Origin of the sequence: Sinomonas terricola, assembly GCF_034931225.1 — a bacterium.
Taxonomy (GTDB): Bacteria; Actinomycetota; Actinomycetes; order Actinomycetales; family Micrococcaceae; genus Sinomonas; species Sinomonas terricola.
The window spans coordinates 60,225-77,610 of the sequence record NZ_JAYGGQ010000010.1 but is presented as its reverse complement, the minus strand read 5'-3'; the positions used below and the strand labels follow the sequence as shown (position 1 = coordinate 77,610).

17 protein-coding genes are annotated in these 17,386 nt (G+C 69.4%); 12 read left to right on the top strand and 5 right to left on the bottom strand.

All coding sequences use genetic code 11. The annotated features are described in order from the left end of the window. Positions 1–11: 11 nt before the first annotated feature. From SPF06_RS13415 to SPF06_RS13395, 5 genes are all read left to right on the top strand, one after another. On the top strand, positions 12–1,082 hold the full coding sequence (locus SPF06_RS13415) for a sugar phosphate isomerase/epimerase family protein (protein WP_323279604.1): 1,071 nt from the start codon (positions 12–14) through the stop codon (positions 1,080–1,082). 144 nt (positions 1,083–1,226) lie between these two features. Beyond that, entirely contained in the window at positions 1,227–2,390 is a 1,164-nt protein-coding gene (locus SPF06_RS13410; protein ID WP_323279603.1) for a hypothetical protein, read from the top strand. Between the two features lie 23 nt (positions 2,391–2,413). Continuing rightward, the gene (locus SPF06_RS13405; RefSeq protein ID WP_323279602.1) at positions 2,414–2,959 is read left to right on the top strand and encodes a 2-oxo-4-hydroxy-4-carboxy-5-ureidoimidazoline decarboxylase; all 546 of its coding nucleotides are present in this window, start codon (positions 2,414–2,416) and stop codon (positions 2,957–2,959) included. A 38-nt stretch (positions 2,960–2,997) separates the two neighbouring features. Continuing rightward, positions 2,998–4,134: a maleate cis-trans isomerase family protein gene (locus SPF06_RS13400; protein WP_323279601.1), complete on the top strand. Its 1,137-nt coding sequence runs from the start codon at positions 2,998–3,000 to the stop codon at positions 4,132–4,134. Positions 4,135–4,198: 64 nt separating this feature from the next. Then, a complete protein-coding gene (locus SPF06_RS13395; protein ID WP_323279600.1) occupies positions 4,199–4,513 on the top strand; it encodes a DUF427 domain-containing protein in 315 nt (104 codons plus the stop codon). A gap of 12 nt (positions 4,514–4,525) precedes the next feature. Here the strand turns inward: SPF06_RS13395 and SPF06_RS13390 are convergent, their stop codons facing one another. The 3 genes from SPF06_RS13390 to SPF06_RS13380 form a co-directional block, all read right to left on the bottom strand. Next, positions 4,526–6,001 (bottom strand): NCS1 family nucleobase:cation symporter-1, encoded by a 1,476-nt coding sequence (locus SPF06_RS13390; protein ID WP_323279599.1) that lies wholly within the window; start codon positions 5,999–6,001, stop codon positions 4,526–4,528. A 111-nt stretch (positions 6,002–6,112) separates the two neighbouring features. Continuing rightward, on the bottom strand, positions 6,113–6,787 hold the full coding sequence (locus SPF06_RS13385) for a GntR family transcriptional regulator (protein WP_323279598.1): 675 nt from the start codon (positions 6,785–6,787) through the stop codon (positions 6,113–6,115). Positions 6,788–6,892: 105 nt separating this feature from the next. Further along, the gene (locus SPF06_RS13380; protein WP_323279597.1) at positions 6,893–8,194 is read right to left on the bottom strand and encodes an MFS transporter; all 1,302 of its coding nucleotides are present in this window, start codon (positions 8,192–8,194) and stop codon (positions 6,893–6,895) included. Positions 8,195–8,346: 152 nt separating this feature from the next. On the opposite strand from SPF06_RS13380, the gene SPF06_RS13375 reads away from it, so the two are divergent. From SPF06_RS13375 to SPF06_RS13350, 6 genes are all read left to right on the top strand, one after another. Continuing rightward, positions 8,347–9,627 (top strand): MFS transporter, encoded by a 1,281-nt coding sequence (locus SPF06_RS13375; RefSeq protein WP_323279596.1) that lies wholly within the window; start codon positions 8,347–8,349, stop codon positions 9,625–9,627. Positions 9,628–9,831: 204 nt separating this feature from the next. After that, positions 9,832–10,440, top strand: a complete 609-nt coding sequence (locus SPF06_RS13370) for a TetR/AcrR family transcriptional regulator (protein WP_323279595.1) — start codon at positions 9,832–9,834, stop codon at positions 10,438–10,440. A gap of 387 nt (positions 10,441–10,827) precedes the next feature. Next, complete coding sequence (locus tag SPF06_RS13365) at positions 10,828–12,027, top strand: NAD(P)-dependent malic enzyme (RefSeq protein ID WP_428985765.1); 1,200 nt, start codon at positions 10,828–10,830, stop codon at positions 12,025–12,027. 175 nt (positions 12,028–12,202) lie between these two features. After that, on the top strand, positions 12,203–12,706 hold the full coding sequence (locus SPF06_RS13360) for a DUF456 domain-containing protein (RefSeq protein WP_323279594.1): 504 nt from the start codon (positions 12,203–12,205) through the stop codon (positions 12,704–12,706). A 61-nt stretch (positions 12,707–12,767) separates the two neighbouring features. Further along, positions 12,768–13,685 carry a hypothetical protein gene (locus tag SPF06_RS13355; RefSeq protein WP_323279593.1) on the top strand — a complete coding sequence of 306 codons (918 nt, stop codon included), beginning with the start codon at positions 12,768–12,770 and terminating at the stop codon, positions 13,683–13,685. 146 nt (positions 13,686–13,831) lie between these two features. Next, on the top strand, positions 13,832–15,175 hold the full coding sequence (locus SPF06_RS13350) for a MinD/ParA family ATP-binding protein (protein ID WP_323279592.1): 1,344 nt from the start codon (positions 13,832–13,834) through the stop codon (positions 15,173–15,175). 84 nt (positions 15,176–15,259) lie between these two features. Here the strand turns inward: SPF06_RS13350 and SPF06_RS13345 are convergent, their stop codons facing one another. Continuing rightward, positions 15,260–15,754 (bottom strand): hypothetical protein, encoded by a 495-nt coding sequence (locus SPF06_RS13345; protein ID WP_323279591.1) that lies wholly within the window; start codon positions 15,752–15,754, stop codon positions 15,260–15,262. Between the two features lie 230 nt (positions 15,755–15,984). Between SPF06_RS13345 and SPF06_RS13340 the strand changes: the two genes are divergently transcribed. Next, positions 15,985–17,010 carry an LLM class flavin-dependent oxidoreductase gene (locus tag SPF06_RS13340; protein ID WP_323279590.1) on the top strand — a complete coding sequence of 342 codons (1,026 nt, stop codon included), beginning with the start codon at positions 15,985–15,987 and terminating at the stop codon, positions 17,008–17,010. Between the two features lie 87 nt (positions 17,011–17,097). On the opposite strand, the gene SPF06_RS13335 is transcribed toward SPF06_RS13340, so the two are convergent. Then, positions 17,098–17,298, bottom strand: coding sequence for a hypothetical protein (locus tag SPF06_RS13335; RefSeq protein WP_323279589.1), 201 nt, complete (start codon positions 17,296–17,298; stop codon positions 17,098–17,100). Positions 17,299–17,386: the final 88 nt, after the last annotated feature.

The window sequence follows — 17,386 nt, the reverse complement described above, 5'->3', positions numbered from 1 at the left end:
AGGTCCAGGCCATGCGAATAGGAGTCGACGGGCGAAAGATCCCCGAATCGGCGAAACGCGGCCCCCTCGCCACGGTAGACCACGCCCACGAGCTGGGGATGGAAGGCCTCTTCTTCAGGACCGTGCTCGACATGAGCCCGTCCCTCGATCTCGGCGAACTGCGGGAGATTCGAGGCCGCGCCGACGAACTCGGGCTCTACCTGGAGACGGGGCTCGGCAAGGTCAACCCCTACGCCAACCCTGAGTCCCCTGAGCTGAGAACGATCGGCGACGGCGACATCGTCCTGGGCTTCCGCAGGATGATGGAGGCCTGCGCCGAGATCGACTGCCGGGAGCTCTGGGTGGCCACGGCGAACTTCAAGGGATCGTTCTTCGGGCGCTTCGCCTATGACCGCTTCCGGACCGACGTCGACTGGGCCGATCAGCTCGCGGCCACGGCACGCTTCCTCCGCAAGCTTGCCCCCATCGCCCGCGATCTCGGAATCCACATGAACCTCGAGACGCACGAGGAGGTCACGAGCTTCGAGCTCGTACGGCTCGTCGAGGAGGTCGGACCTGACACCACGGGAATCGTGTTCGACACGGCCAACATCCTCCAGCGGCTCGAGCACCCCGTGTTCGCCGCGCGGCGAGTCGCCCCTTATGTGCGCCAGACACACCTCAAGGACGCGTACGTGGCCCATGGCGAGGGGGGCCTCGTGTATCAGCTTCGGCCGTGCGGGGAGGGCGTCGTCGATTTCGCGCAGGTTGTGCCGATCATCGTTGAGGCGAATCCGTCCATCAATCTCACGATCGAGAACGCCCAGTCGTACCTCGACAAGAAGCCGAGCCCGACGCCGAGGGTCATCGAGGCATTCCATCCGGAGTTCCTCGCCGGGCATCCGGATTTGACGGTCGAAGAGTACGCCGCCTACCTCGACATGATCGAACGCTACCGGCGCCGCCTCGAATCGGGGGAGGTTCCCGGTTGGGAGGCCTACCTGTCCCAGCCCTATGGATACGACGAGGCGGTCAGTTCCATTCAGAAGGCCGCCGCTCTGACCCGGTCAATTCTCGGTGACCGCGTCCTGACCGAGGTGTAGAGGAGAAGCATTGTGATAAATCCAGACCGGAAGTTCAGGGTCGAGGGAAGCCATTGGGTCAGCCCGGTCAATTTCGACGACGAAGTGACCAGGGACTTCGACTTCCCCCGTCCCCTCGGACTCATCGACAGCACCCTTCGTAAGATGAATTACACCGCCGGCGCGACCGTCTCGATCGACGGGTTCTTGCGGGTGGCGCAAGCCCTCGAGGATATCGGCATCCGGGACGAGAGCCTCAACCTCGATTGGTGGGGCGACGATCGCCCCAACGCACGGGAATTGGAGCTCGTGCGGGAAGTCCTGGCCGGCCGCTTCAGCTTCACGTCCAATGTGTACGCGGATACCCTGCTCGGGAATGGGCAGGGCGAGCCGACAATCGACCCGCGGTCGACCGTGGACCTCCTGTTGTCTCTGGGTGCCCGCGTCATCGCGCCGGGCATCGTCGAAGCTGCGTCGTCCGAGAATGAGTCGCGGCAGCTGCGCCAGCTTGCGGGGGTGGTCGGCTACGCGCAGTCCTGCGGGCTTTCCTGGACCGTGACACTGGCACAGGCCGGCCGGCGCGATTTCGAGAGCATGGTCCGGGTCGCCAACGAGGCGGTCGCGTTGGGCGCCCAGCGGATCGATCTCATGGACTCGACGAGCAGCCTCGGGCCCGAGGCCATGCGCGTCTTCATCCGGCGGTTCCGATCGCGGCTGGCCGAGCCGGTGCCGATCACCATGCACGTGCATGACGACTTCGGCCTCGGAACCGCAGCGGCCATCGCTGCCGCCGCGGCAGGCGCCGGCCCCGACGTCTCGGTGAACGGTGTTTCCTATCGCTGCGGATTCCCTCCGCTCGAGGAGGTCGCAACGAGCCTCGAAGTCCTCTACGGCGTGGACACGGGAATCAAGCTCGAACGCCTCCAGTCTCTGTCCGACCTGGTCGCCGAGGAGATCGGCATTCCGAATCCGGCACTCAAGCCCGTGACGGGGGGCTACGCCTACCTCAAGAGCACGGCCGCGGATGTGCTCGCGAGCCTCCGCGACGGCGTGCGCACCTTCCCGCCCATTTCGGGCTGCGTCCACGCCGATGTGGTCGGCGCGGACATCAGGTGGGTGTGGGATCGCCTCAGCACGCGGGCCATGGTGCGCCAGCTCGGCACGAATCTCGGCTTCGAACTCGATCTGGAAGAGGTCGAGGCGGTCTACAAGGCGCTCAACGATGCGGTGGATGCGATCGCCGAATATCCGCGGTGGCTCACGCCAGAGCGGGCAGAAGACCTCTGCCGGCTCACCGTTGAGCGCGCGCGTCTGGGGGTGCGGGCATGATGGCCCGAGCGGAGGGAGAGTCCTTGGTCCTCGACGCGTCGAGGCGCGGCCTCGCGGTCTTCAACGAGCTGTCCGAGTCCGATGCGAAGGCCGCGGTGGCGAGCTGCTGTCCGTGGCCTGAATGGGGCGAGAGCGTGGTGGCGCTGCGTCCGTATGGCGACGCGTCAGAGCTTGAGCTCGCGGCGGCGGACGCCATCGCGGCGATCTCGGACGGAGACCTCCCGCTGGTGTTGAACCAGTTTCCGCCGATCGCGGTGGATGGGGGCGCGCGAACACGTGCGGCCCAGTGGTCGCGCGAGGAGGAGTCTGGGGTGCACGGGTCCGAGGCCAGTCTGAAGGAGAGCCTCATACGGACAGGCGCGGAGTACCGGGAACGCTTCGGGTACACCTTCGTCGTCGCCGCCACAGGCTTGGAGGGGACCGACGTCCTTTCCGTGATGCGGGAGAGGCTGACGTCCGATCCAAAGGACGAACTCGCCGAGTCCCGTCGCCAGCTTGACCGGATCTGCCGCATGAGAGTCGCGAAGCTCCTTCCCCAGCTGGACCCCAGGGCCAACGCCGCGCACTGAATGGCCCTGCGGTGCTGACGAAGAGAGGAGGGTTTTCCATGGAGCGAAGGGCCGAATGCCCGCGTCTTGGCATGATTGTGCCGACGTCCAATACGTGCGTCGAGCCAGTCACCTACCGACTGCTCGGGGGAACTCACGACGTGAGCGTCCATTTCGCGCGGGTCGATATCGCCCATCCCGATTTCTCCTCGCCATCGGGCGGGCAGGGGATGACATCGGCAGCGCGCCAATTGGCCGACGCCGAAGTCGATGCGGTGATCTGGAACGGCAGCAGCGGGTCGTGGCTTGGCATCGAGCGGGACAGGGACCTCTGTGAAAACCTCTCGAGGATCTGCAACGCCCCCGCGACGAGTTCGACTCTCGCGCTCCTGGAGTCCTGCCGCGTGTACGGCGTAAGCAAGCTCGGCCTAGCCACGCCGTACACGGCGGAGGTCAACGCCAAGATCGCCCGGGAGTACGCCGGGTGCGGTGTCGACGTCGTCGCCGAATCCCATCTGGGAATCACGGACAACGCGGAATACGCGCGCGTCCCCGAAGAAGTCGTGGCCGAGGGAGTCAGGGCGGTGGCCCCCAACGCCCACGCCGCGACCATCCTGTGCACGAATCTCAACGGTGCCTTCCTCGCGCCGGGGCTCGAAAGGGAGCTGGGGATCCCGGTCTTCGACAGCGTTGCCGTCACCCTCTGGCACGCGCTGCGGCTCGTGGCGCCGACATCGATCGGCGGCTTCGGCACCCTGCTCCGGGACGGCGCCCTGTTCGCCCTTCTCCAAGATCTGTGCGACTCGCTCAGGTCCGAGGTCGGCGCTGACCGCATCGTGCTTCAGCTGGACCTTCCCGAACTGGGCCTGTGGGCGCGGTTTCCCACGGTCGAATCGGTGCGCCCCGGGATGCGTTCGCTGCACGAAGGCAGTGCCGTTGATTCCGATCGCACGCGCGCCGGGTCCGTGCCGGGGTGGTCGCTCAGGAATTTCGTGCCGGGCGCCACCGCCCAGCTCTTCGAGTCGATCAAGGTCGACGGCTCGTTGATCGGGCTCATGTCGGTTCAGAGCGTTTCGGAGCACTCGTGGACAATGTCGGACCAGGCGGCAAAAGACGCCACCCGACGTGCTGCCGGGGAGGTCGCCTCAATCCTCGGAAGATGCTCGCCCGTTCCGGCGGTCGGCGCGCCGCTGTGAGTCCGGGCGGAGGTGCGATGGGGCTACCGGATGGAAATGACGACAATGCGAGAGCAGGCCTGTCTTGATCAAGGCACAATGGAACGGCGCCGTCGTGGCGGAATCCGACGAGACGATCGTTGTCGAAGGCAATCACTATTTCCCGGCTGACTCCGTGAATTCGGGCTATCTGCGGGCGAGCGCGACCTCCTCCCTGTGTTCGTGGAAAGGCCAGGCCGCCTACTACAGCTTGGAAGTAGGCGGCCAGCGGAACGAAGACGCCGCCTGGTTCTACCCGGAGCCTGAAGCGGCCGCCGCACACATCGCAGGCCGCATCGCCTTCTGGCGCGGCGTCACGATCGATGAGATTGATGAGGCACAGCACCGCGCCGAAGGATGAGCGATCCGGGCGTTACGCCGTCCGCGCCTGCGGCGGCTGCGCGCCGGCCTCCTCTGCCATCGCAGCCCGTACCGACTCGGCAATGCGCGGGTCGTTGCGGGAGATCAGGTAGTGCACGACGGCGGCGATGGCCGCGCCGATGAACCACGAGAACGCGGACAAGACCGCGAACGTGGGAACGAGTGCGATGATCACCGCCGGCACCGCCGAGACGACGAACGAGAGGACCGCTTTGGGGTTCCACCCGCCCGAATACGTGTAGAAGCCTTCCTCGCGGAACAGGTCATGGACCACGACGTGCTGGTGCCGCAGCACGTAGTAGTCGATCATGATGATGCCGAAGAGGGGGCCGAGAAGAGCCCCGAGGCCTCCGAGGAAGAGGTTGATCACCACGGGGGTGTTGAACAGGTTCCACGGCGTGATCACGAGGGCGACGACGGCGGCGATGAGGCCCCCGCGCCGGAAGTCGATCTTCGACGGCCACACGTTGGCGAGGTCGTAGGCCGGCGAGACGAAGTTGGCGACGACGTTGATCCCGAGCGTAGCGATCGCGAACGTCACGGCGCCCAGCAGGAGGGCCCAGATGCTGTTGATACGGCCCACGACGTCGACCGGATCGTAGATGTACTGGCCGTACACCTTGAACGTTCCCGCGGTGACGACGACCGACACGACGGAGAACGCGATGAAGTTCACCGGGAGGCCCCACACGTTCGCTGTGCCCACGGCCCTGCGGGTCGGCGCGAAGCGGGAGAAGTCGCAGAAGTTGAGCAGCAGCGTGGAGAAATAGGTGACCGTGAGCGAAACGGCGGCGAGGAAGGCCTGCGTGACGCCCCACGTGGCGGTTCCGCCGGGAAGGTCGAGCGAGATGTTCCAGCCCGCGTTGGCGAGGATGTAGACGACGAGGAGCGCCATGACCACCCAGACGGCGGGGCCGGCCCAGTCCTGGAACCTCCGGATGGTGTCCATTCCGTTGCGGAGGAGCAGGAGCTGAAGCGCCCACACGAGGAGGAACGCGAGCCAACCGAGGGTCGATTCGCCGAGGAAGTTGTTGCCCGTGAGCCCTTTCAGGTCGGGCCAGACTTTGAGGACGATGACAATGACGGCGCGCGACGCGAGCCATGTCTGAATTCCATACCACGCAATTGCCACAAGGGCTCGGATGAGGGCGGGTAGGTTCGCGCCGAATGTGCCGAACGAGATCCTCGCGAGGACGGGATAGGGCACACCCATCTTCTGGCCCGCGAATCCCGAGAGGTTCATGAGGAAGAAGACGATGATGATTCCGACGGCGAGCGCGAGGAAGACCTGCCACGCGCCGAGGCCCAGGGCGAACAGGCCTGCCGCGAAGGTGTAGCCGCCGAGCGAGTGGATGTCTGACATCCACATGGCGAACAGCGAATAGAAGCCCCATTTGCGGTGTTCGGCCGGTGCGAGGTCTTCATTGTGGAGACGCGGGCTTGTGCCCGTAGGGATTGAAGGGGACATCGTCAACGCTCCCGTCCCAAGAATTTCCGGGGGGAAATTTCCCTCTTAAATTACGAAAAAATGGTATGCCGCAATTAATCGAGGGTCAAGGTTTCGGTGAGTGGTCTCACGCTATTTCGGGAGCCGCCCCGCGAGGCCGTCGAGGACCGGCTGGCGGCCCAGCTCGACGTGCGCGGCGGCGAGGGTTTCGGCGAGCTGCGCCCGGCCGGCGAGGATCGCCTCGCGGATCTCCTCGTGCTCGATCGTGTTGAGCTCCATCGGGCGGCTCACGCCGAGGCCGAAGATCCAGCGGACGAGGCCTTGGAGGGGCCGGAGCGAGCGCGCGAGCAGCCGATGGCCCGAGACGTTGACGATCTCGGCGTGGAACTCGGTATTGAGGTCGGACGCCCGCTCGATGTCGCCCGCGTCGGCCGCTTCCTTGGCGAGCTCGAGGAGCTCGGTGAGCCGACCGGCGTCGGCCCCTGCGGCGACCCGCTCGGCTGCGCGGCGCGCGGCGAAAGATTCGAGCATGACGCGCAGGTCGAAGACCTCGTCGACGTCGGTCAGGGTCAGGCTCCGCACGACGGCGCCGCGGCGGGGCGCGGTGACGATGAAGCCGTCCTGCTCGAGCCGGTGCAGGGCCTCGCGCACGGGGATGCGGGAGACGCTGTGCTGCTCGGAGAGCTCGCGCTCGCGAAGGCGCTGACCCGGGGCAAGGCGGCCCGCCACGATGTCCTCGAGAATGAGCTGGTAGACGTGGCTTGCGAATGCCTCATCCGGGGCAAGGGCCTGCGGCGGGGTCTCCATGGGGAGAGGATATCGTCCGCGGTATATACGGGGCGTGGGGGGCGCGCCCGAACGGACGACGACGCAGCCGTGCGGAGCTGAGCTCAGTCGATCGTTCTCCGGCAGCTACCGCACCTCGGGGCCGCGCACCGCAAGCGCCCCGAGACCGGCGAGGACGACGGCGGCCACCGCCATCCCGACGAAAGGCGCCGCCCATCCGCCCGTGGTTCCGTGGGCCCAGCCCGCGGCGAACGGCCCGACGGACGCGAGCGCGAAGCCGGCCCCCTGGGCGAGGGCGGAGAGCCGCCCCGCGGTGACGGCGTCGTGGGATCGGACCACGATGAGCGTGAACGCGAACGCGAGCGTGCTGCCCTGCGAGAAGCCGAGCGCCGCGATCGCGAGGGGCATGATCGAGAGGGGGCCCGCAAGGACCCACACGAGGCATGCCGCGATCGCGAGTCCGATCCCCGGCCCGACGATCCGCGCGCCGCGCCGCCGGCCCACGATCACGGGCACGACGAAGCTCGCGGGCAGCCCCGCGACGCTGAACCACGCGAGCAGCCCGGACGCCGCGGCCGCGTTCGAGCCGCGGTCCGCGAGATACGTCGCCAGCCACGACGTCACCGCGAAGTAGAGCAGCGCCTGCACCCCGAAGTAGGCCGTGATCGCCAGGGCCGTGCGGTGGCGGAGGAGCCGAGGGCGTCGCGGGGATGCCCCGGCGGACGACGGCGCCGCTACCGCGCGTGCGATCTCACCCGAGCCCGGGGCTGGCGACGGCACGGCGGACGACGGCGGCGCCTCCTCCCGTGGGGCGGCCGACTCCCGGCGAGGCCGCAGGCTGGCCCATGCGACGGCCCCGGCCGCGACGGCGGGCAGCGCCCACGCGCCGAGGGCTCCCGGAAGGCCCCACCACGTGGCCGACGGGATGAGGAGTGCCGCGCCGATCGCGGCTCCGCCGGCCATGCCCATCGTCGTGACACCGGAGAGCCACGTCGAGCCGCCGCTGGCCTTGACGAGCTGGGGGATGAGGACGCTTCCGACCATGATCGCGCACCCCGCGACCACGGTTCCGGGCAGGAGCAGCGCGGGGCTCGCGACGCGCAGCGCGAGGGCCGCCGCGAGGGCGAGCATCGACGTCGTGAGCGCGGGGGCGAGCCCCCAGCGGCGGGCGAGCCACGGGCCGAGGGGAGCGGAAAGGCCGAAGGCGAGGATCGGTGCCGACCCGAGCGCCGCGAGCCACGGCGAGCCTGGTGCGTACGCCGACCCGAAAGCGCCCGCGAGGGCCGGGAAGGCGGCCGCGACGCTCGTGATGGCGGGGCGCAGATTGAGCGAGATGAGCAGGGCCGTGATGGCGGCCGCCCAGGGTACGCGCCTCGGGGCTGAGCCGTGGGCTGGTGCTTGTCGGGACAGCTCGGCGCGGATGCTCATGGGACTCCTTTTGGTATACCAAAACCATACCCTCCGCGGCCCGAGTCTCAAAATCCCAAACGGCGCCCCGCGGGCTAATCTGAGATCGACCCGTCACCCCCGACCCTCGCCGGGATACGGCGGAGGAGACGATCAGGAGCCGGGAGCCGTCCATGACCACCGAGGCCTCGCACCAGAACGAAGTCCCCGAGTCGGCGCTCGCCGAGCCCGTCCGCCGGGTCGGCGGGCTGTGGGTCACGGGCCTTGTGCTCGTCAACATCGGGATCAATGCGGCGTTCTTCGGGCCCATCCAAGTGCTGCTCGGCCTCCAGGCCCAGGCCTTCGATCCGGGCCAGAAGGAAGCGATCCTCGCGCTCGTCACGGGAGCGGGCGCCGCCGTCGCCCTCGTCGCGAACCCGCTCTTCGGGGCGTTCTCGGACCGCACGTGGAGCCGTTTCGGGCGCCGTCGTCCGTGGGTGCTCATCGGCGCGCTGCTCGGGACGGTCGCGCTCGTCGCGCTCGCGGGCGCCCCGAACGTCGCCCTGGCCACGGTCCTGTGGTGCCTCGTGCAGCTCGGCTGCAACGGGGCCTATGCGGCGATCACGGCCGCTATCCCGGATCGCGCCCCGGTCGATCAGCGCGGCGTCGTCGGCGGCCTCGCGGCGATGGGGCAGACGGCCGGGATCCTCCTCGGCGCGGTGATCGCCGCCGTCGTCTCAGGCAACTTCGCGCTCGGCTACATCATCTGCGCGGCGGCTCTCGTGCTCGGCGTCGTCCTCTATCTCGTGACGGCCGCCGACGATCCCCTCCCGCGGGGCGCGATCGAGCAGTTCTCGCTCGCGCGCTTCCTCGCCGGCTTCTGGATCAACCCCGTCCGCTACCCCGACTTCGCGTGGGCATGGATCACGCGGCTGCTCGTGAACATCGGCAACCACATGGTCACGCTCTACCTCCTCTTCTTCCTCGCGGACGACGTGCGGCTCAAGGAGACGCAGGGCATCGACCCCCCGACGGGCGTCCTCATCCTCACAGGGCTCTACGCGGTGTTCGTCATCGTCACGAGCGTCATCGGCGGAAAGCTCTCCGATCGCATGGGGCGCCGCAAGCCGCTCGTCATCGGATCCTCGATCGTCATCGCGATCGCCTCGCTCACCCTCGGCTTCTTCCCCGTGTGGCCGGGCGCCATCGCGGGCGCGTGCATCCTCGGCGTCGGCTTCGGGACCTATCTCGCGGTCGACTTCGCGCTCATCACGCAGGTTCTTCCCCAGGCCGTGAGCCGCGGCAAGGACCTCGGCGTCATCAACATCGCGAACTCGCTCCCGCAGGTGATCGCCCCGGCCATCGCGGCGCCCTTCGTCACGCTGTGGGGAGGCTACATCTCGCTCTACGTCGCGGCCGCTGTCATCGGTCTGCTGGGCGCCGTCTTCGTGACGCGCATCCGCTCCGTCGCGTAGCCGGGCTCCGCGCGCGGCCGTCTAGCCGTGCGCGTAAGTGCGTCGAGAGTGGCGCGAAAGTGCTCTCGCCGGCCAGGCGAATCGGCCGCTGGCGTATAGTTGTGGGGACCCCACCACGTTGCCCGGAAGCGAGTCCGCACACCTCGCCGCCGCCGGCTTCGGGGTATCACGTACAGCCATATCGCCGACGAAAGCTGCTGCGCCGTGCTCGAACTGCCCAAGGACCTGGTGTCGATGGAGGCCGCGCCCACGACCCCTCGTCTGGCCGAGCGCTACGGCAGGATGCTTGAGGCCACCGCCGACTTCGCGCGGCTCGAGTACCCCGAGGTTGAGGTTTCGGCCGTCGCCGAGCGCGCCGGGGTCTCGGCCAGCACCGCCTACCGGTACTTCCCCTCCGCCGCGCACCTCCTGCTCGCTCTCCACCGCCGCCAGCTCATCGAGCTCCGCGAGCGCGTCGCGAAGCGCTCGCGCTCCTACGCGAGCCGCGAGGTGCGCACGAGGCACCTCACGGGTGCGGCCGTCGAGCTGCTCCAGATGCGCCTCTCGCAGCCCGCGGTCAACAGCTGCCTCGACGAGCTCGTCGTGCCGGCCGACCACGAGCTCGCGCGGCTCATCGGGGAGGTCGACGAGCTCTCGTGGTCCGTCCTCGGGCGTCTCGGCGGCGGGGCCGCGCGTGGCAAGAGCATCGTGCTCATGGTGTCCGGGCTCGTGGCCGCGATCCGTACCGGGCGCCTGCTCCCGGTCGAGGCCGAGCAGCAGCTCAAGGATGCGTGTGCCCTCCTTGAGCCGACGACGACGGCGCGGCTCGCCTGAGCGAGCGGCCCTCCTGCGGCGGCATCTGGCCACGCGTGGGCGACATGTGGCCACGCGTTGAGACCGGCCCAACCCGTGGCCACCTCTCGCCCAACCCGTGGCCACCTCTCGCCCAACCCGGCGTGAGACTCATCACTTCCGTGTTGCGGAAACCCTGTCTCGTCACGCACGATGGGTGTACCTCATTCCCTGAGACCATGATCCGCGCGGACATCCTCGTGCGGCCGGTCTCCCGGAAGCGCCGCATCCGGCGCAGACCCCCGGAACCCGTTGCCGATCACGCGGTCGCGACTCGCTCTGCCCGACGAAGCTCAGAGTGACTCGCCCGCCCGCGTGCGCGTCGCCGTCGACCGCTGTGCCGTCGGCTCGATCCAGGAGACCAGTGCCGTGTCCTCTTCCACTCTGAACCCGACGTCCGTCGCCCCCGAGGCCCTCGCCGGGCCCATCACCGATGAGGAGATCTTCGCCGCGCATGAGGGCGGGAAGCTCTCGGTCGCCGTCGACCGCCCGCTCGAGACGAAGCGCGACCTCTCGATCGCGTACACGCCCGGCGTCGCGCAGGTGAGCCGCGCCATCGCCGCGGACCCGGCCGTTGCCCGGACGCACACGTGGGCGTCGCGGCTCGTCGCCGTCGTGTCGGACGGCACTGCCGTGCTGGGCCTCGGCAATATCGGGCCGAGCGCGTCGCTGCCCGTCATGGAGGGCAAGAGCGCCCTGTTCAAGACGTTCGCCGGGCTCGACTCGATCCCGATCGTCCTCAACACGACCGATGTCGACGAGATCGTCGAGACCATCGTGCGCATCGCGCCGAGCTTCGGGGCCGTGAACCTCGAGGACATCTCCGCGCCGCGCTGCTTCGAGCTTGAGCGCCGCCTCATCGAGGCCCTCGACATGCCCGTCATGCACGACGACCAGCACGGCACGGCCGTCGTGGCCCTCGCCGCGCTCACGAACGCGGCGAAAGTGGTGGGCAAGGAGCTGGGCTCGCTGCGCGTCGTGATCGCGGGGGCGGGCGCGGCGGGCATCGCCGTCGCCGAGATCCTGCTCACGGCGGGGATCTCCGACGTCGTGCTCATCGACTCCAAGGGCACCCTCCATACCGGGCGCGAGGACCTCGAGGGCATGAAGCGCGAGTTCGCCGAGCGCACGAACCCGCGGGCCGTGGCCGGCGGGGTCGCGCACGCGCTCGAGGGCGCGGACGTGTTCATCGGCGTCTCGTCGTCCAGTGTCCCGGAGGAGCACATCGCCGCGATGGCCGAGGGCTCGATCGTCTTCGCGCTGTCCAATCCGGACCCGGAGGTCGAGCCCGATGTCGCGCGGCGGCACGCCGCCGTCGTCGCCACCGGGCGCAGCGACTTCCCGAACCAGATCAACAACGTCCTCGCGTTCCCGGGCATCTTCCGTGGCGCGCTCGACGCCGGCGCCCGCCGAATCACCCCGGCGATGAAGCTCGCCGCGGCCCGCGCGATCGCCGAGCTCGCCGAGGACGAGCTCTCGGCCGACTACATCGTCCCGAGCCCCCTCGACCCGCGCGTCGCGCCGGCGGTGACGGCGGCGGTGGCGGACGCCGTCGTGGCGGGCGAGTAGGCGCCGCGGCCGCGATGGCCGTCCCTCAGTGACATAACCGTCTGGTAGCGACATAACCGTCCCTGAAACCCGGGTCCAAGGGACGGTTATGTTGCCGAGGGACGGCCATGCTGCGCACGGGGCGGCCAAGTCGCGCACGGGACGGTCATGCTGCGAGAGGCTAGGCTGGGGTGCCGTGGATGGACCTGCTCTCGCCGCCCTGCTGACCGGCCTAGCCCTCGCCGTCGCGGTTGCCGGAACGATCGTTCCGGTGCTGCCCGGGAGTGTGCTTGGCATCCTCGCGCTGCTTGAGTGGGCGCTGTTCGGGGGCTCGGGAGCGGGCGGCTGGATCGTGTTCGCGATCGGGACCACGTTCTTCGCCGCCGGGATGGCCGCCTCGTACGTCCTCACAGGGCGGAGGCTCGCGGCGCGTCAGGTTCCGGGGAGGTCCGTCGTCGTCGCGACGGCGGCGGCGGTCGTAGGCCTGTTCGCCGTGCCGGTCGTAGGGCTGTTCGTCGGCTTCGCCGCGGGACTGCTCGGAAGCGAATGGGCGAGGACGCGGGATTTCCGGGCGGCCTCGTCGTCGTCCCTCGCGGCCCTCAAAGCCCTCGGACTGGGGCGCCTCGTCGAGTTCGCGTGCGCGGCCGTCGCGGTGACGGTGTGGGTCATCGGAGCGTGGACCTATTTTTCGAACCGATGAGGGCCGTAGCAACCACCAAGGGCCGCCGCAGGCGATGACCGGGATGGCTAGCATGGAGGCCATGGCTTCCGGCGAGGTGGACCGCCAGCGCGCGTTCCACGACCCGCGCGACCTCACGCCCTTCCGCGGCGTGCGGGTGGCCGCGCCTGTCCGCGGGATCCTCGGCCGGCTCGGCCGCTCCGGCCCGACGCCGCGCCTCCGCCGCTTCCCCGCGAAGGTCGAGCGGGCCGTGCACGACGCCGTCTTCCGCACCCAGGAGCCCGAGCGTCTCGTGGTGCTCGCCCGTTCTCACCCCGGATGGTCGGGCCTCTGCTACGTCATGGCGGGTCTCATCGCCTATCGCTCGCATCAGCACGCCCAGGCGGCCGAGCTGCTGCAGCGCGGGCTTGGCGGCGAGAACGAGCTGGCCGCCGCCCAGTTCGCGGCGGACTATCTCTCAAGCTGGCAGCAGTGGATCGAAGTGGCCGAGGGCGTGACCGTCCACGTCGTGTTCAGCGAGGAGGCTGTGTGCCTCGCGCTGGCCCACAGCCTCCGCGAGATCGGGCACCCCCGCGACGCCCTAGCGGCCCTCTCGCCCCTTCCCCCGTCGCTTCCGGCCTCGCTCGCGGCATGCCGCCTCGCCGAGATCCTGGGCCGCCCGGCGGATATCGTCGCGTGGACGGACGGCCTCACCAACCGCGACGACCTCGCCGCCGCCCTCCTCATCCTCCGCGCCCGCGCGCTCCGCACGCTGGGGCGCCGCGCGGAAGCCCAGGACGCCGTGCGCGAGGTGATGCGGCGCCGTCGGACGTCCCTCGCCTTGCGCCACACCGCTATGACCGAGCGGGCGCTGCTCGCCTTGGGCATGGGGCGTCGCCCGTCGTTCGGCAAGGACGACGACGGCGCCGCCCGCCCCCGTGCCAAGCGCACCAAGGACGCCGAGGTCAAGGAGCTGTGGCTGCGCGACTTCGAGCGGCTCACGGGGGAGCGTCCCGAGTAGCACGCCCCCCGTGCCACTCATGTGACATGCACGTGCCTCGGATATCTGCAAGAATCCCGGCTCGGCTGGTCGTTCCACGAAAGTGGTGCACATCCAGCGTGGCCGTGACGGCCAGTGTGGCAGTGATGGGGAGAGAGAAGTTACGGATGACTCAGATCAACGCCCGCCTGTCCGCAAGTGGGGAGGCCGAGATCACGGGATCCAATGGTCGGACGTGGAACACGAGCTACGGAGACCTCGAGGCGGCCCGGCAGTCGGTTCAGGAGACGGCCGCGGCGACGGCTGCCGCAATCGATGCGCCCGTGCAGCTCGTGATCTCGGATCCGGCGGGCGAGCGCCGCATGCTCGTGTTCGCAAACGGGGACTCCCAGGCCGAGGGGGCGCACGCGGCGGCCCCGGAACTGCGCGGGCCGGGCCTGCGCACTCCGGACCTGGGCGGAGTGGACTTGCGCGCGCCGCACGCGGCCGCGCCGGGCCCGGGCGTGCCGGGCGTCGGTTCGGAGGAACCGGCGGGGCTCTCCCTGCGGCGGCGGCGCCGCCCGACGGCAGCGGACTTCGCGGCGTCTCGCCCGGCAGCCCCGCGGAGCCCCGCGCAGGAGGGATGGCAGGGGGCTGTGAACAGCGTCTCGGGCGGCGCGCTGCGCCTCGCTCCCGGCGCGCGGGAGGTGGCGCGCCGCGAGTGGCGCGCCTCGGCGCAGCGGGGCCTCCCGGGGCACAAGACGGTCGTCTTCGTGAACCTCAAGGGCGGCGCGTCGAAGACGACGGCGTGCTACCTCGCGGCGGCGACCCTCGGCCGCGTGCGCGGCGGCAACGTGCTCGCGTGGGACAACAACGAGAACAAGGGGACGCTCGGCGACCGGGCGATGCCCGCGAGCCACGACCACACGGCCATCGATCTCCTCGCGAACGTGGACCGCTTCGCGACCCCGTCGAACGCCCACGAACTCGTGAACTACGTGCGGGCCCAGGGCGAGAACAAGTTCCACGTGCTGGCGTCGCAGAACCAGGCGGGGGACAAAGAGGTCATCGACGGGGCTGCGTTCGTGCAGCTCCACTCGGTGCTCCGGCAGTTCTACCACCTCGCGCTCGTCGACACCGGAAACGCGTCGACGGCCGGCACGTGGCAGGCCGCCGTGGAGATCGCGGACGAGATCGTCCTCGTCGCGATGAACAAGGAGGACTCGTCCAAGACCCTCGCGGCGACCGTCGACACGCTCGTCGAGATGGGCTTCGCCGACAAGCTCGCGCGCGGCGTCCTGCTCGTGACCCAGCCTCCCGTGCCCTCGAAGAACCGCAAGCACCGCCTTGCTGCGAACGAGGAGCGGCTCAACCGGATCCGCGAGCACTTCGGCCATTACGTGCGCAAGATCGTGATCGCGCCATACGACGAGGCCCTCGACGACGGCGCCGACATCATCTTCGAGAACCTCTCGCCGGCCACCCAGGAGGCGTACCTCGAGGCCACCGCCGCCATCGTGGACGGCCTCTGAGCGGTTCGGGCGGGCACAGGGGAAGGGCCCCGATCCGGCTCGCTTGCGACACGAGCGGTTCAGGGCCCTCGACGGGGGCTGAGGTCAGCCGGCTTTGACGAGCGGCTGGGGCGATGTGAACGGGCCGGTGCGGTCCGAATACGCGAGGGTGAGACTTGGCTTCTCCGACTTGGCGGGCTTCGCCGCCGGGGGCTCCTCGCTGCGCTCCGCCCCGGGCGCCGCGTCGTCGGGAGCCTCGTCGTCGGGAGCCTCGGCCGAGGCCTCCTGGGCGGCACGGACCTGGGCCGCGCGGATCTGGCCGGTTCGGGCCTCGGCGATGATCGCGTCCGCCTTGGCGACCACGGCGTTGCGCACGTGGTCCTCCATGCGATCGGGCGCCGTCGTCGTCTGCTCTGGGCGGTAGACGAAGAGCCTGGCGCCGAGCTTGACGCCCAGCCTGACCAGGAGCGCGCCGATCTGCGCGACGCCGGCCATGAACATCGTGCCGAGGAGCGCAAACGCGACGACGACAAGCATGACGCCGCCGATCACAAGCGTGCCAAAGTACACGAGGTTCGTTACGAGAAGTCCGTCGTCCACGCCATCTCCCATCCCCAGAGATCGTCGAGAAGAACCCGGGGCTGCGAGCCTTCCCGGGACATCGTCCATTCTTCCCCACGCCCCGAGGGGCAGTTCAACCGCACCGCCGTGATGTTGTGGAAAAGCAATGGAGACGTTATCGAACGTCCACTTCGGTCTCAGCGGCCGTGACACGGCCCACATTGGGCAGGTGCGGGAACAAGCCGCGCCGGCGAGGGGTTGCCGCCCACGTGACTGTGCTCTCGCTTCTCGACCTCGTCCCGATCGTCCAGGGCTCGGACGTCTCCGACGCCTTCGCGAGCGCCACGCGCCTCGCGCGCCTCGCGGAGGAGGCCGGCTACGCGCGGCTCTGGTATGCGGAGCACCACAACACGGAAGCGCTCGCCTCGAACGCGACGGCCCTCCTCATCGCCAACGCCGCCGCGAACACCTCGACCCTCCGCGTCGGCTCAGGCGGGATCATGCTGCCCAACCACGCGCCCCTCGCCGTCGCCGAGGCTTTCGGGACCCTCGCGAACCTCTATGGCCCGCGCATCGACCTGGGCCTCGGGCGCGCGCCGGGAACCGATCCGCGCACGGCCGCCGTCCTGCGGCGCGGGGCGAGGGACGACGACGAACAGCACTTCGCGCGCAGCATCCGGCTGCTCGCGTGGTACTTCGGGGAACAGGAGCTTGACGCGGAGTCAGTCGAGCTCTCTGCCGGAGTTCGCGCCGCCGTGGCCCGCGGGACGAACGTGCCGCTGTGGGTCCTCGGAAGCTCGACGGCGGGCGCGGCCATCGCGGGCCAGCTCGGCCTTCCGTTCGCGGCGGCGAGCCACTTCGCTCCCTTCCAGCTGCGCGAGGCGATCTGGACCTACCGGGAGTCGTTCAACCCGTCCGCCGCAACGGCGCAGATCGCCGCGCCGTACGTGATGGCGGGCGCAAACCTCATGGTCGCGCCGACGCGCGAGGAAGCCGAGTACCTCTTCACGTCCCACCAGCAGATGTTCCTCGCGATCCGCCGCGGCGAGCGCGGTCCCATTCGGCCGCCGGTCCGCGAGATCGCGTGGGCGCCGCACGAGGAGCAGATGGCCTCCTCGGCGCTGCGGGTCTCGGCTGTCGGCACGCCGTCCGAGGCCGCCGAGTTCCTGCGGACGTTCGCGGCCTCCTACGGAGTCGATGAGGTGATCCTCACGGGCTACGCTCACGATCCCGCGCTCCGCGAACGGAGCTTCCGCCTGCTCGCCGAGGAGTGGGACGGGGTGCGGGTCGCGTAACGCCATAACTCACGGCCCAAACGGCGCCGAATTGCGTCCGATCGCCCGCGAATTGTGGCGTTCCGCACGCCACGGAGGGGAGCCGTCTCAGAGGCCCAGCGTGCGCGCCGCGATCCTCACCCCGAGGTCTTCCAGCTCGTCCGCCAATGAGGCAGCGACCCAGACGTGGTTGCGGGTTCTCCCGGTGAGAGGACGGATGACCCCAGCGTCCTTGAGGCGAGCGATCGCCGCGTAGACCGAAGATGCGGCTCCGCCGACGCTCAGCTCCGCCTCATCGGCAGAAAACACGGGCGCGTTGAGAAGGCTGCGGACGAGCCTTGCGGCTGCGCTGCCTGCTCCGGGGCCGTCCGGTCCTGCTCGCTATTCCGACTTAGTG